This is a genomic window from Metallosphaera javensis (ex Sakai et al. 2022), from assembly GCA_021654415.1.
Lineage (GTDB): Archaea > Thermoproteota > Thermoprotei_A > Sulfolobales > Sulfolobaceae > Metallosphaera > Metallosphaera javensis.
On record AP024487.1, the window covers coordinates 842,105 to 855,477 of the forward strand.

The 13,373-nt window shown below is 48.2% G+C and carries 15 protein-coding genes; 5 read left to right on the plus strand and 10 right to left on the minus strand.

The genetic code is table 11. The features are described 5' to 3' along the window. Positions 1–3 precede the first annotated feature (3 nt). Complete coding sequence (locus QVC96_RS05050) at positions 4–741, minus strand: MBL fold metallo-hydrolase (protein ID WP_287690097.1); 738 nt, start codon at positions 739–741, stop codon at positions 4–6. 33 nt (positions 742–774) lie between these two features. Continuing rightward, positions 775–1,455, minus strand: coding sequence for a helix-turn-helix domain-containing protein (locus tag QVC96_RS05055; RefSeq protein WP_287690098.1), 681 nt, complete (start codon positions 1,453–1,455; stop codon positions 775–777). Positions 1,456–1,496: 41 nt separating this feature from the next. Between QVC96_RS05055 and QVC96_RS05060 the strand changes: the two genes are divergently transcribed. Beyond that, positions 1,497–2,600, plus strand: coding sequence for an MFS transporter (locus tag QVC96_RS05060; RefSeq protein ID WP_287690099.1), 1,104 nt, complete (start codon positions 1,497–1,499; stop codon positions 2,598–2,600). Positions 2,601–2,965: 365 nt separating this feature from the next. Here the strand turns inward: QVC96_RS05060 and QVC96_RS05065 are convergent, their stop codons facing one another. From QVC96_RS05065 to QVC96_RS05095, 7 genes are all read right to left on the minus strand, one after another. Then, positions 2,966–3,502, minus strand: coding sequence for an IS630 family transposase (locus QVC96_RS05065; RefSeq protein ID WP_287688805.1), 537 nt, complete (start codon positions 3,500–3,502; stop codon positions 2,966–2,968). Next, a complete protein-coding gene (locus QVC96_RS05070) occupies positions 3,474–3,962 on the minus strand; it encodes a helix-turn-helix domain-containing protein (RefSeq protein WP_238027283.1) in 489 nt (162 codons plus the stop codon). The genes QVC96_RS05065 and QVC96_RS05070 overlap by 29 nt, the downstream gene beginning before the upstream one ends. A gap of 35 nt (positions 3,963–3,997) precedes the next feature. After that, the gene (locus QVC96_RS05075; protein WP_287690100.1) at positions 3,998–4,561 is read right to left on the minus strand and encodes a hypothetical protein; all 564 of its coding nucleotides are present in this window, start codon (positions 4,559–4,561) and stop codon (positions 3,998–4,000) included. Positions 4,562–4,830: 269 nt separating this feature from the next. Next, on the minus strand, positions 4,831–5,463 hold the full coding sequence (locus QVC96_RS05080) for a hypothetical protein (RefSeq protein WP_287690101.1): 633 nt from the start codon (positions 5,461–5,463) through the stop codon (positions 4,831–4,833). A 127-nt stretch (positions 5,464–5,590) separates the two neighbouring features. After that, positions 5,591–6,598 carry an aminobenzoate oxygenase gene (locus QVC96_RS05085; RefSeq protein ID WP_287690102.1) on the minus strand — a complete coding sequence of 336 codons (1,008 nt, stop codon included), beginning with the start codon at positions 6,596–6,598 and terminating at the stop codon, positions 5,591–5,593. A gap of 101 nt (positions 6,599–6,699) precedes the next feature. Further along, entirely contained in the window at positions 6,700–7,443 is a 744-nt protein-coding gene (locus QVC96_RS05090) for an enoyl-CoA hydratase-related protein (RefSeq protein WP_287690421.1), read from the minus strand. Between the two features lie 13 nt (positions 7,444–7,456). Continuing rightward, complete coding sequence (locus QVC96_RS05095; RefSeq protein ID WP_287690103.1) at positions 7,457–8,209, minus strand: enoyl-CoA hydratase-related protein; 753 nt, start codon at positions 8,207–8,209, stop codon at positions 7,457–7,459. A gap of 255 nt (positions 8,210–8,464) precedes the next feature. Here QVC96_RS05095 and QVC96_RS05100 point away from each other — a divergent pair, with 255 nt between their 5' ends. Genes QVC96_RS05100 through QVC96_RS05115 form a run of 4 tightly spaced genes read left to right on the plus strand, consistent with a single transcriptional unit; the run spans position 8,465 to position 12,299 of the window. Then, a complete protein-coding gene (locus tag QVC96_RS05100; RefSeq protein WP_287690104.1) occupies positions 8,465–9,628 on the plus strand; it encodes a thiolase domain-containing protein in 1,164 nt (387 codons plus the stop codon). Between the two features lie 4 nt (positions 9,629–9,632). Further along, entirely contained in the window at positions 9,633–10,022 is a 390-nt protein-coding gene (locus tag QVC96_RS05105; protein ID WP_287690105.1) for a Zn-ribbon domain-containing OB-fold protein, read from the plus strand. Further along, on the plus strand, positions 10,015–11,298 hold the full coding sequence (locus QVC96_RS05110; protein WP_287690422.1) for a phenylacetate--CoA ligase family protein: 1,284 nt from the start codon (positions 10,015–10,017) through the stop codon (positions 11,296–11,298). The genes QVC96_RS05105 and QVC96_RS05110 overlap by 8 nt, the downstream gene beginning before the upstream one ends. After that, positions 11,295–12,299 carry a 3-hydroxyacyl-CoA dehydrogenase gene (locus QVC96_RS05115; RefSeq protein ID WP_287690106.1) on the plus strand — a complete coding sequence of 335 codons (1,005 nt, stop codon included), beginning with the start codon at positions 11,295–11,297 and terminating at the stop codon, positions 12,297–12,299. The genes QVC96_RS05110 and QVC96_RS05115 overlap by 4 nt, the downstream gene beginning before the upstream one ends. A 102-nt stretch (positions 12,300–12,401) precedes the next feature. On the opposite strand, the gene QVC96_RS05120 is transcribed toward QVC96_RS05115, so the two are convergent. Then, positions 12,402–13,088: a hypothetical protein gene (locus QVC96_RS05120; RefSeq protein ID WP_287690107.1), complete on the minus strand. Its 687-nt coding sequence runs from the start codon at positions 13,086–13,088 to the stop codon at positions 12,402–12,404. Positions 13,089–13,373 lie beyond the last annotated feature (285 nt).

The following is a 13,373-nucleotide window of genomic DNA, read 5'->3' on the forward strand; positions in this document are numbered from 1 at the left end:
CTCTCAGATCACTCCTTCTTGGTTTCGCTCAATGTTTTCCTTAAACTCCATGGGTCTAGGCATCTTTGTTAACGCCATTCTCTTTATGAACGTTTCCTTATCCTCTATAGCAAACAACTGATTGAACCTTCTCTCGAATCCTATTGTGGAAACAGGTTTTCCGCTAATTCCGAATCCGCAGGCAGAGCCTGAGGTATGAGCCGGGTAAATCTCCACGTAATCTGGAAGATCCTTTAATTTTCTTAGACTATGGAATAACTGTTCCTCTGATCTCTCCCCAACTATATCTACCCTTCCCACGGATCCTACGAAGAGAGTATCTCCAGTGAGGACTGCCCATGGTTCACTCCAGCTCTCGTCCCTTCTTCTGTCATATATCAAAAGGGATATACTATCTGGGGTGTGCCCAGGTGTATACATTATCTTGACCTTTGTGTTCCCTGATCTAATTTCCTCTCCGTCTCCAACCCTCTCAACAGGAAATCTAACCCTAGAAGTTTCATGATAGTATACGTTAGCTCCGGTAATTGATCCAAGCTTCCTAGCTCCAGAGATATGATCTGCGTGAGTGTGGGTATCCAAGATGTAACCTATTCTCATCTTCAGGGAATCCGATAGCTTCAGTATCTCATCAATAAGCTCGTACTTGGGGTCCACAACGAACAGTTCACCGGACTGTGTACACCCGAAAACGTAAGTTAGACATCCTCCATCTTTAGCTAATATTTGCCTAAATATCATTAAGTAATATATTTTTATGGGATTAAATAAGAGTTATTCACTCATGGAAGTTAAAAGACTGAAATGCTCTTTGACCTGATAGAGACATCCCTTACACGAATCGAGGATTATCTCCACTTCTCCATCATCTTCGCTGAAGGTCACAGCTAGGGAATCGTCGAGAATCATGAACCTGGAACTTAGCGTGGGTACTCTTTTCACGTTTCCCTTTATAGTGGGAACGGGCTCGGTGGTGACAAGCGTCAATTCTCCTCGATACTTTTCAAGAGCTTTAACAAGCCATTCGGGAGGTTTATCGTAAATTACGTTAAGTTTCCTTGATCCTTCTACCAGTTTCTTAACCAGTCTTACGACTGCTCTTTCCCCTCTCACGTGGATACTCCTGTCTATCTCCTTGTTCCTATTGTTCTTCCACGAGCTGGTTATAGACAAGATTGATTTATCTATTTTATCTACCAGCCTTTCTCTGTAGGCCTTTAGCGAGATCTCTGGATCCACTAACTTGACCCTCTTGGGCCTTCCATGTATTAACTTGACTAATCCCTTTTCCTCCAAAAGCTCACATACCTGGTATATTTTCTGGTATGGCACGCCTGATTCCTTGGATATCTCCCTCATGGTACCGGCACACTTTCTCATAAGTGCAAGGTATGCCCTTGCTTCGTAGTCAGAGAGACCTAGTTCCAGTAGTCTTTCGTGTATTTCACTATCCATAGTGAATAACCAATTTTTAGAGGTTAAATAAGTTACCATCAATGAAGAATCAATTTATACTATTTACATTTTTAGTGTTCTTCACGGGATTATTCCTAGGAATATTGAGGATAGTAATTCCCGTTCTGGAGAGGGAACAGGGTTTATCAGCGGAGCTATCCATTTTACTCCCTTTGGTTGCCTTTGGTTTCGTAAAAGGAGGATTCAATTTTCTTGCCGGGAGGTTATCAGACGTCATGGGAAGGAAAAGGTTGCAGATAATGGGCTGGATAGTAGCCCTCATCGCCTCCCTTGTACTGGTCATCTGGATAAACCCCATTATAGTGATAATGGTCACAATCCTCCTAGCAGTTAACCAGGCGTTAACTTGGACCACTTCCGTAACTTCGCAAATAGATTTAAGCGGAAAGAGTAGGGCCGGACTGGCTACCGGAATCAATGAGATGTCAGGTTACCTTGGGGTAGCCCTGGGAAACATTGTAGCCAGTAGAGAATATTCCGTGAGTATGTTCATTATTCTTGGTATATCGGTGATTGCGCTGTTGACCTCACTTTTTGTCATGGAGACCAAGAAGCTCATCCGGGATCCTCCCACAAAGGAGAGTTATCGAGAAATTACGCCTATAAGTGTGATAGGCCTTGTTGAAAAATTTGTAGATTCCTCGTTTTTCGTAGTAATACCCATCTACCTGTTAATAAGAGGGTACAGCTTAGTGTATGTTGGAGAATTAACTGCGGTGTATACACTCACGTGGTCCCTATCACAGCCTCTCTTCGGGTATCTGGCGGACAACTTTTCCCGGGCAACCATTGTTAGTCTAGGCCTAACATTGATGTTCGCGGGTTTCGTGAACTTTCTCCTTTCTCCCCTGTTTTTCTCCTTTATTGAGGGCATAGGCATGGGCATGATATATCCTAACCTAATAGCGCTGGTAAACGACAGGGTGGGCGAAGGATCCAGGGGAAAAGCTCTTGGATACTACAGGCTCTACAGAGATTCCGGTTACGGCGTGGCGGGTCTGCTTTTACCCTTTCTTTACGCGCAGGCAGGATTCTCAACTACCCTCTTTATAGTAGGTCTTTTACAGGTAGTGCTTATTCCATTTCTCTTCCGGAGAAGGAAAAAGGTACCGGTTCAGTCGTAGAACTTTGACAGTTGCCTAACCGATAAATTCGTATCGGGTGATCGCATTAAATTCCCTAGACCTTAAGATACGCTAAGGTGATCGCGCTGTGAACTTTGACAGCTATCCAGAGAAGAAGGAATATCTTACCTTCATGTCCAGTCTTAGTTGATCTTTCCTAAGGTTAGCATCATTGACGTAGACTTTCGTGGCTCAATTTTGATTTTGAGATGCTTTCATGATATTTATCACTTTGTTAAGAAAGTATATTATGTCTCACCATTTAACCTACTGTGAAATAGGCTAGCAATGACTGATTAAAGTAGTCTACCAATTGAACAGTGTAAACCCCAGGTTGAAACTCCGTTAGTACTTTGTGGAAGTTTTTATCCATTGTTTTCTACCTCTATTTCATCTAAATCCAGATATTGGACCACATCAAGATTAAACTGATCGTGATGTTCCTCGAAGAACCTCCTCACCTCCTCCCTTGCCTCTTCCACGTTGTTGAAGAACCTGTTCGCAAGGTGGAACTTCAGGTCCTTGAAGATCCTCTCCACAGGGTTTAGCTCTGGCGAGTACTTTGGGGTGAAAACGGGTCTCACTCCCCTTCTCCTGAACAGGTCCAGGATAGCCCCCGTCTTGTGGGAGGAGTGGTTGTCAAGGACGAGGTACTTGGTCTCCCTGCCCCACTTCCTCTCCATCCTGTAAACGAAGCTCTTCATGTTCTTGCTGGAGAGGGAGTTGTAGAGGGCGTACAGCACCTTCCTTGAAATGGCGTCAAGGGCGAGGAAGACGTAGAAGTGCTGGAAGCCCAGGTTCACCCTGATCCTGGGCCTGGAACCCCTCCTGGCGAGGCACCTCCTCACCGTGGTGCCCACCACCACCCTTGTCTCATCGAAGAACGCTATCCTGCGTCCCATCAGTTCCTTCACTTTTTTTAAAATCGCGGTGCTTCTCCACCTCGGCCCTGGCGTTCACCGGCCTGGGCGTCACGAAACCGTACCCCAGCTGGTGCACTACCCTGTAAAGGTGATACCTATTGTAAACTATCCCCCTCTTCCTCAGCTCAGCGTTCAGCGCCCTCATGGTCCACCCCTCCAGGTTGTATCCCAGCTCCCTGGGACTTGTCTCCAGCACCTTCTTCACCTCCTCGCTGGAGTACTTCCTGGGCCTACCCGACCTTGGCCTATCCCTCAACGCTCCGACCCCTCCCCTCTTGTACTTCGCGACCCACTTCTTCACCGTTGAGTACGAAACCCCGAGGACCTCGGCCACCCTGTACTCCCTGAACCCGTCCACGAGGTACATCTTCACCCCCAGTATTCTCTGCCTTATCCTAGCATTCTTTTCCTCCCTGTAAGCCTTCTCTAATTCCTCCACATTCTATATTAGTAATACCAAGATAAAAACTTTACCTAAGTACTAGTGAAGTTTCCGGATGGGAAGGGAAAGGTTGAGTTATTGGGTATCCAGTATCCTCTAACGTTAATGGAGAAATCATTTCCTACCTGCTCTATTACATTTGATTGACAAATCACCTGTAATTGATAGCTATGCGGTATTAGCATGTACTGCTCGTCAGTAAACACAGCAGGGCAGTCGTAGATACCTGGTTTGACGAGCTGTAAGGGAGTACCCTTTGAAATGTTAGCATTGGTGTAGTATCCCTTGAATATATTGATACCAATCATAAGAGGAACGATACATGGGTAGGGTAATGGAACATGAACGTCGACAGCATTAACCACAATGGGTTGATTACCGTTGTAATACATCAGCGCGGTGATTCTTATGGTCTCTCCAGGGGTTATCCTAGTGGTGTTCATATTCAGGTAAAGTGTTATGTAACCGTTATTGAGGGTATAGGTTTGGCCTCCCTTTCCTGTTAAGATAACACTGGATGCCAACTCCACATGTATCACGAGCACTGTCAAGATCAAGGCCACAACCAGCACGATGATCGGATAGGCGAGATTCATGGGAAGCTTTAGAAAACTTGTTTTTTAAGGTTTCTCCAAATACAATTTTCTTATCCTGTAAAATTATCTTGTCGTGTAAGAACTATCAAGACGTTGTGCTAACCTTAGTTTTAGTGCCAACTCGCGACGCCATAAGATGAATTTATACAAACTAACTAACACTATGATCTATTCCCTCCTAACGTTTGTAGATATAACATGAGAGTTGCGAAAACTAGGTCCTATTGTCCAGTTGGTTGAACTTACTGGAGAGTTCTAATCATGTGAGGCTAAACCACCGTAAAATATCCAAATAGAGACTGATTGAAATAATCAACCGCCTCAACTGTGTATACCCCTGGCTGGAATGTGGTGAAATTACCGGAAAACGGAGTGCCGGAATTGGTGGCGATCCAGTACCCGCTCAGGCTCAATGATATCTCGTCACTCACGTTTTCCAGAACTCTCCCCTGGAAAATGAGTTGCATATGATCACTCAATGGCATCAACCTGTACTGGTTAGCCACCCTGATCACCGGACAGAAATATGGGCCAGGCTTGTACAGAAGGAGAGGCCTCGCATCAGTTACATTGCTCGAGGTGTAGTACCCCCTGAAAACCTCAAGTCCAACGAGGAGCGGATCTCCACAGGGATAGGGTGATGGAAGATTTGAGTGTGTGGCATTGATCAGCATGGGTTGGTTACCATCATAGAACATCATTGCGGTGATCCTGATGGTTTCGCCGGGGTTTATTTTAGTGGTGTTCAGAACAAGGTAGAGAGTTGTCAACCCGTTATTGACCTCGTATATCTGTCCTCCCTCTCCTAGTGGCGTGGTTCTCATGGAATCCACCTGTTTCACAGTTATCAAGGCGAAGATGGAGACGAGAACTACGATTATCACTACATAGGCAATTTTCATCGTGATTTTCTCCATTCCAATGTTTTTAAGGATATTCCAGAGTGTGGTAGTGTGTAAGTTTTTGCCCGGTGCTCTCTGCTCCCCTGCCTGAGGTAAAATTTTTAGAAGGAGACCCCAGCGATCTTGATTAGAAGATGGGAACGAAGTCCTCCTCCGATACCTCCACCTCCTCTCCCGTGACTCCTAACTCAGGGAAGGATGGCATCTTCACCCCATACCTGGCCAGGGTCGATCCTACTCTTATCACTGCGGTCCTCCATGCCTCCTCCTTCTCCCTGATCTCAGGGATGTAAAACCCGGCGCTTCTGGCCAGATCCTCCATCCTCTCATTAACCTCCTCAAACCACGGGGGAAGTTTCCAGAACTCCTTTGGCGGTCTGTATGTGATCAGCGAAAGGAAAACGAAGCCAGCCCTCACCTGCTTTGTTACCAGTTTCTTCTGCTCGTCGCTCATCCTAGACGCTCCCTGAGTCATGATCAGGTGGGTAAAGGCGTAATGTCTGGTCTCATCCACCGCGGTGTTGCGGAACGCCTTGGAGAACTCCTCCAGTTTCGCTCCTCTGGACATGGTTGTGAAAACCGTGGTGGCTGCAGCTTCCCCCATCATGAAGGAGGTGAAGAGGACATCGAGCGTGTACTTCTTGTATGCCTCCAGATACGCCTTCCAGTACCTGGCACCGTTATACCACGTCCATTCCACGTTCAGCATGGCCTTCCTCTCCAGGTCATCCTGGGGTTTGAACTGGAATGGAAATCCCTTCATCATGGAGGCAATGGCCAGTCCACAGACCATGTTGTGCCTGTTCTCGTCATAGGTTATGGTGGTAAGAATACCCCTCACCGCTGTGTCCAGGTGGTGTTCAAATCCTTTGATGACCGCATGGGCGAAAACCGGCGTCGCGTTGTCAAAGTTGGAGAGAAGGGACCACCAGTACGCAATGGCGAGTCTCTGCTTCCTGTCCAATCCGGAGGCTATCTCCCTGACCTTATCCCAGTTTATGTCCTCCTCGTCCCACTGTTCCCTTTTCGCCCTCCTGTAAAGTTGCCAGGCCTTCTCGTTATCAAAGTTCCATCTTGGAGGGTAAACGTTGGGCTCGGGGTAAACTGGATCCAGAGTGTAATCAATCTCAGACATTAAATCACGTTAATATATTAGAGACCAGAAATATATAAATGTTCTTTAACTCAACTAAATGTTTCGTGGAAAAAGTAATGTTGTGATGTCTGGGGAAGGGATCACGTCCTCCATTCCGGCTTCCTCTTCTCTATGAAAGCCCTCATACCCTCTTTACCATCCTGAGATACCAGCGTCACGTAGAAGTTCCTTCTCTCCAGGTCCAGTCCCTGCTGGAGAAGGGTTTCCAGTGCCTTGTTCACCGCCTCCTTCCCCATCTCCACTGCGAACCCGGACTTCCCTGCAATCTCCCTGGCCAGTCTCATTGCCTCCGGAATGAGAGCCTCATCCGGCACAACCCTGGTCACCAGCCCCATCCTGTACGCCTCCCAGGCCGTGATTAGCTTCCCCGTAAGTACCATCTCCATGGCCCTGTATTTCCCCAGAGTTCTGGTCAGTCTCTGCGTCCCGCCTGCTCCTGGTATAATTCCCAGATTGATCTCGGGCTGACCCAGCCTTGCACTCTCTCCCGCAACTATCATGTCACAGGCCATTGCGAGCTCAAGCCCTCCCCCTGCAGCCACACCGTTCACTGCGGCAATGATGGGCTTCCTGAACCCTCTCATAGCATCCCACAGGGGCATATGTCCCTCCCTGGTTACCTGCTCAATGGACATCTCCAACATTTCTTTGACGTCAGCCCCTGCAGAGAAGGCCTTTCCGTTACCCGTGATGATCACTGCCTTGGACTGAGATCTGAGTTCATTGAATGCCTCCACCATGTCATAAACCATTTCCATGTTAATGGCGTTCAATTTCTCTGGCCTGTTCAGTCTGATTATTCCAATTTCCCCTTTCTCCACCATCACCGTCTTCACTCTATTCACCCCTGAAACTGGGCTTTCTCTTCTCCAGGAACGCCTTCACTCCTTCCTTGAAGTCCTGCGTGGTCCCCAGGTATCCCTGCATTGCGGACTCGTATTCCAGGTATTCGTCAAGGTCGTGATAGAGCGCCCTGTTTATCAGTTTCTTGGAGGCCACGTAAGACCTGAAGGGTCCAGAGGCTATCTGTTCACCCAGTTTAAGAGCCTCGGAAACAGGATCATCTGAAAGCTTCACTATTCCATCCCTCTCCAGTTCTTCAGCTGTGATTTCACCTCCCAGAAGAAGCCTGTCCAGGAACCTCGTACCACCAAGTCTGGCCAGGATTAGGGTGAGGCCTGTGTCGGGAGCGAGGCCAATGTTATGGAAGGCCATGACGAATCTGGATCCCCTGGACGCTATCCTGACATCGCAGGCTAGGGCGAGGCTTATTCCAGCCCCAGCAGTTACCCCATTCACCGCTGATATGAATATCTTTGAGGAGAACCTGATCTCCCTCAGGATTGGATAGAATGACGATCTCAGGTCCTCCGTAAGGTCTGGAGATATGGAACCCAGATCCGCACCCACGGAGAACGCCTTTCCCTCTCCAGTAAGGATTGCCACCCGCTTGTTTGGGTCAGAATTAAATCGCCTGAGGGAACTGAGAAGTTCACTCCTGAGCTCAAGGCTCAGTGCGTTGAGCTTATCAGGTCTAGACAGTGATATGAGGGAGACCTGTCCCTGATCTCGAATCTGTAGTAGAGACATTGAGATAGATTTTGAAGCATATATATAAAACTTGAAGCAAATGTATACTGTTTGCGTTCAGGAGTTATTGTAACCTTTTCCCTGGAGAGACGAAACCACCCTCAAGGTTTAACCTGACGTTGTTTAAGGTTTATTTACCAGACGTGATTTTTATGACTTAAAGTGAAAGAAAAACATACATTATCAACACACATGATTTTGAAGTTATATAAATTATCAAGAAGACATATATAGTTCCAATGTAAAACTTACTCGATGAGAAGGAGAGTAGGTGTTATAGGAGTTGGCATGTCCAAGTTTGGAAAGAGAGATGACGTCTCGGTGAGGGAACTGTCCTGGGAGGCCATAAGGGAGGCCTTTCAGGACGCCGGGATCACCCAGAGGGATGTGGATCTTGTGGTTGCGGGAAGCACGGCTTACCGTGGGGTGGAGCTTTATCCGGCTCCTCCAGTCTCTGAGTACTCTTCACTCACGGGGAAGAGCCCCATCAGGGTGGAGGCTGCATGCGCCACGGGATCGGCGGCAGCATTCACCGCAATCAACTCCATCGCCTCGGGTATGGTGGACCTGGTTCTGGCAGTGGGCTTCGATAAGATGACTGAAGTGGACACCCAGACCTCCCTGGCCATAGGGGGAAGGGGCGGAAACTATGAGTGGGAATTTCACATGTACGGAACAACATTCCCTGCCTACTACGCACTTTATGCAACCAGGCATATGGCGGTTTACGGGACTACGGAGGAGGATATGGCCCTCGCGTCCGTTAAGGCCCACAAGTACGCTTCAATGAACGAGAAGGCTCACCTGAGGAACAGGGTAACTGTGGAGGACGTGCTGAAGTCCAGGGTCATATCCTGGCCCATAAAGCTCTTGGACTCCTCCCCCATAAGCGACGGAGCCGCGGCGGTGGTCTTCGCGTCGGAGGAAAAGATAAGGGAACTGAAGATTGATACCCCAGTCTGGATTGAGGGAATGGGTTACGGAAGCGATACCTCCAGTATTGCCAGGAGGGGAGAATGGACCAGTCTGAGGGCAGCCAGGGACGCCGCCAACATGGCCTATGCTCAGAGCAGGAGATCTCCCAGGGACGTGGAGTACGCAACGGTTCACGACTGTTTCACCATTGCGGAGATAATGGCGTACGAGGACCTGGGATTTGCGGAGAGGGGTAGGGGTGCAATCCTCCTGAGGGAGGGTCAAACGGAGAGAGGAGGAAAGGTTGCGGTGAACCTTTTCGGAGGACTCAAGGCCAAGGGACACCCTCTGGGTGCCACGGGCCTGTCCATGATTTATGAGGTGACCAAACAGTTGAGGGAGGAGGCCGGTCCGGTTCAACAGCAGTTCAAGAATTACGTTGCCCTCACTCACAACGTGGGAGGGACCGGTCATTACGCATACGTGAGTATTCTGTCGAGGTGATTCCATGGAAGGCATCCCATTACACTTGAGGTATGCGGTTCCTGAGAAGGGATATGAGAAGTTCTGGGAGGGCCTCACCAGAAATGAGATCTGGGGTACTAGGTGCAGTAAATGCGGAACGCTTTACTATCCACCCCAGAGGGATTGCTCACTGTGCAACACCTCCGACCTGGAGTGGGTGAAGCTCTCCAACAGGGGAAAGCTCATGACGTACACCCTGGTTAAGGCCAAACCACAGGGATATGAGAACCAGGAGGACTACGTCATTGGGATAGTCAGGACGGACGAAGGGGTGGACCTGATGTGCTGGATCAGGGGAAACCCAAGGGTTAACTCCACCGTGAAACTGGTCACTGATGGAAAGAGGGTTGTGGGTGAGATTCTTGATGTATGACGAGACGGATCCAAAAGCGTTAACCAGAGAGGAAATAGAGAACGTACAGGCCTTCAGACTGAGGAGGGCACTGAAGAGGGCCTACGAAAGAAGTCCCTTCTACAGGAGGGTATTCAGGGAGAGGAACCTGACACCCGAGGATATTCGCACCAAGGAGGACCTAAGGAAGTTACCCTTCACCACCAAGAGCGACCTAAGGGAGAGGGGTTACCCGTACGGTGGAGAGTTCCTGACCGTGGACCTGGAGGAAGTGGTGGGCTGGCACTTGACGAGCGGAACCACGGGCGTTCCCACAGTTGGGGCATACACTTCAGCAGACGTGGAGCTGTGGGCAAATCTGGTTGCGAGGAGCCTGAGAACTGCAGGGGTAACCAGAAAGGACGTGATTGCCAACGTTTACGGTTATGGTCTCTTCACGGGAGGAATGGGACTTCACCTGGGGGCGCAGAAAATTGGCGCCAAGGTGATTCCGTGGAGCACCGGAAGAACCGAGGCCCTTGTCAAGACCCTGAAGGACTTCCGGGCCACAGTTATCACGGGAACTCCCTCCTACGAACTGGTTATAGCGGAGAAGGTCCGGGAGGCAGGTCTTGATCCCGAAAGGGATCTTAACCTGAGGTTGGCCATACCTGGAGCCGAGGCCATGACTCCCGAGATGTTAAGAAGGATAGAGAAAGAGCTGGGTCTCCTATCCAGGGGAGGAGGAGCCAGGGAGATATATGGTCTCACGGAGGCCATAGGTCCCGGAGTTGCCCAGGAGTGTCCCAACGACAACCACGAGTTCATGCACATCTGGACAGATCACTTCCTGGTGGAAATAATAGATCCAGAGACGGGGGAGAACGTGGATGAGGGAGAGGAAGGTGAGATGGTCTTCACTCATCTGACACGGGAGGGCATGCCCCTCCTCAGGTATAGAACCAGGGACATCACCAAGATGGTGGAAAGCGACGACGAAATACCCTTCCCCAAGGTGGAGATCATGAAGGGAAGGTCAGATGACGTCATCTTTTACAAGGGCGTGAAGCTGTATCCCACGGCTGTGAACGAGGTTCTCATGAAGATGCCTGAGGTCATGGAATATCAGATGGTGATAACCAGGGACCCCCAGAAGTTCCTCCTGCTTGTGGAGACCACATCCCCCTCGGAGGAACTGAGAAGAAGGATTATTACGGACATCAAGAACGTTACCTTCGTGAATCCCGAGGTGGACTTCGTCTCACCGGGTACCCTTCCAAGGTTTGAGGGCAAGTCCAAGAGGGTGGTGTTGAAGTGAAGGTTTACGTGGTGGGAGCGGGGGTCATGGGAAGCGGAATTGGACAGGTCTTTGCCATGGCCGGTCACGAGGTAACGCTCTACGACGTTAGGGAGGAGGCACTGAAGAAGGCAATGGAGGGGATAAGATGGTCCCTTCAGAAGCTTCAGGAGAAGGGAAACGTCAGGGAACCAGACGCTGTGCTATCCAGGATACATACCTCCAGAGATCTGGGGGACGCAAGAGATCACATGGTGATTGAGGCAGTGTTCGAGGACATCAGGGTGAAGGGTGAGGTTTTGAGTAAGGTTTCTTACCTCACTGATGAGATAATTGCGAGCAATACCAGTTCTCTTCCCATCACTGAGTTAGCTAAGTCAGTGAGGAATCCCGAGCGTTTCCTGGGAATGCACTTCTTCAACCCTCCCGTTCTCATGAAGCTTGTGGAGGTCATAAAGGGGGACTTAACGTCTGACGAAAGGTTCAACGATGCTCTCGACGTGGTGAAATCCCTGGGAAAGTATCCCCTACCCGTTAGGAAGGACGTGTTCGGATTCGTTGTGAACAGGATCCTCTTCAGGCTCTTCACGTCTGCCTGTGACCTCCTGTCACAGTATTCACCCCAGGAGATTGATAGCGTGGCCATGAAGGAGCTGGGGATGCCCATGGGTCTCATAATGCTTCTAGACTACACGGGATTGGACGTGAATTACGACATATCTAGGGAGGCTGAAAGGAGGGGATTTCCCTTCAAATGTGAAGTTCTGGAGGGGATGGTGAAGGCCGGGAAGCTGGGAAGAAAGTCTGGACAGGGATTTTATGACTGGAGTAAGGGGAAACCTGAGATTAGGGCCGACAGGGGACCAGATCCCAGGGAGCTTCTGAGGGGAGCAGTTGAGGAGGCCAGATGGTTAATATCCCAGGGAGTCGTGACAAAGGGGGAGCTGGAGACAGGGATAAAACTGGGGCTGGGAATGACACGCGGAATCCTTGAGTTAGGGGAGATGTTAGGCGTGAAATGATCTGTGAAACCATTCTTTAAGCCTTGACTAGAGTACCAGTGTCTGACCTCACAGATCTCACACCTGCTAACCCAAGATTAAAGCATGGTACGCTAAACCCCTTTATTCCTCAAAGACATTGAAATCTACGTTATGATATCTATTCTCACATTGTTCAATGAGATCGTTACCTGTCTGACCAAAATACTCAAGGTATTTGCAAGGGTTTCGTAAAAATGTTCCCTCCGAGGAGGCATTTTTGTTTTTTACCTTAATTAAAAATTCATTTATAACATGATTATATGAGTTAAAGGTCTTCAGTAAATCTAAGAACATTTCAAAATCATAATTTTGCCCTGAGTGTTTAAGATAGGAATATATCGTAGCCCAAACCGAATACCCTTTTGAATATCCAGGTCTGTCCTTTAGACTGCAAGGCCTATTGCCCTTCTTAAGAGCGCAGTTTAAAGACGTCTTGAATCCTGGATCACTCTTATGCAAATATAAAAAGTATGCAGATATAAATTCAGTAAGTCCCTCTTTCAAAATTTCTAAATCGTGCCAGGAAGGGCTTTGTAATGAATGAAATAGTTCGTGCAGGAGGTTTTGTACACAGAAATTCTCTTTCTTAGTAACATATATTGTACCATCATGATAGAAGGCCTTTATATTATCTTTCTCGCTCTCAGCAATATCTAATTGTCCCAACATGAATTTGACCTTGGCTTCATCTAATTCAATACTGACTTTCTTTTCCACGTTTAAGTACTTTAACGAAGTATTTAGCCAGGTTTCTAGCTTCCTTTTCATCTCCCTATTCGACTTAGAACTCGCGATATCCTCATGTTTATCACATTTGGAAAAAGCGGGTCACCCATTAAATATGGCGAGACGAATTTGGTCTATTTATAAGGTTATCTATTGTTATTCTGATAGATGTGTTATAATTTCACCATAATTATATTACAATAGATTCTATATTTGCTATAACTTATTATTTAATAACAGAAGCAACACCTTTACCTGTCAACCCCATTGAGATACTCCCTCAACTATGCCTCAACAAGAATCCTCCGGGGGTTTATTCAATCTCCT

What these genes read in the sequence shown, in the direction of transcription:
- QVC96_RS05050 (WP_287690097.1), bottom strand. Translation starts at nt 741, where the DNA reads ATGATATTTAGGCAAATATTAGCTAAAGATGGAGGATGTCTAACTTAC.
- QVC96_RS05055 (WP_287690098.1), bottom strand. Translation starts at nt 1,455, where the DNA reads ATGGATAGTGAAATACACGAAAGACTACTGGAACTAGGTCTCTCTGAC.
- QVC96_RS05060 (WP_287690099.1), top strand. Translation starts at nt 1,497, where the DNA reads ATGAAGAATCAATTTATACTATTTACATTTTTAGTGTTCTTCACGGGA.
- QVC96_RS05065 (WP_287688805.1), bottom strand. Translation starts at nt 3,502, where the DNA reads ATGGGACGCAGGATAGCGTTCTTCGATGAGACAAGGGTGGTGGTGGGC.
- QVC96_RS05075 (WP_287690100.1), bottom strand. Translation starts at nt 4,561, where the DNA reads ATGAATCTCGCCTATCCGATCATCGTGCTGGTTGTGGCCTTGATCTTG.
- QVC96_RS05080 (WP_287690101.1), bottom strand. Translation starts at nt 5,463, where the DNA reads ATGAAAATTGCCTATGTAGTGATAATCGTAGTTCTCGTCTCCATCTTC.
- QVC96_RS05085 (WP_287690102.1), bottom strand. Translation starts at nt 6,598, where the DNA reads ATGTCTGAGATTGATTACACTCTGGATCCAGTTTACCCCGAGCCCAAC.
- QVC96_RS05090 (WP_287690421.1), bottom strand. Translation starts at nt 7,443, where the DNA reads ATGGTGGAGAAAGGGGAAATTGGAATAATCAGACTGAACAGGCCAGAG.
- QVC96_RS05095 (WP_287690103.1), bottom strand. Translation starts at nt 8,209, where the DNA reads ATGTCTCTACTACAGATTCGAGATCAGGGACAGGTCTCCCTCATATCA.
- QVC96_RS05100 (WP_287690104.1), top strand. Translation starts at nt 8,465, where the DNA reads ATGAGAAGGAGAGTAGGTGTTATAGGAGTTGGCATGTCCAAGTTTGGA.
- QVC96_RS05105 (WP_287690105.1), top strand. Translation starts at nt 9,633, where the DNA reads ATGGAAGGCATCCCATTACACTTGAGGTATGCGGTTCCTGAGAAGGGA.
- QVC96_RS05110 (WP_287690422.1), top strand. Translation starts at nt 10,015, where the DNA reads ATGTATGACGAGACGGATCCAAAAGCGTTAACCAGAGAGGAAATAGAG.
- QVC96_RS05120 (WP_287690107.1), bottom strand. Translation starts at nt 13,088, where the DNA reads ATGAAAAGGAAGCTAGAAACCTGGCTAAATACTTCGTTAAAGTACTTA.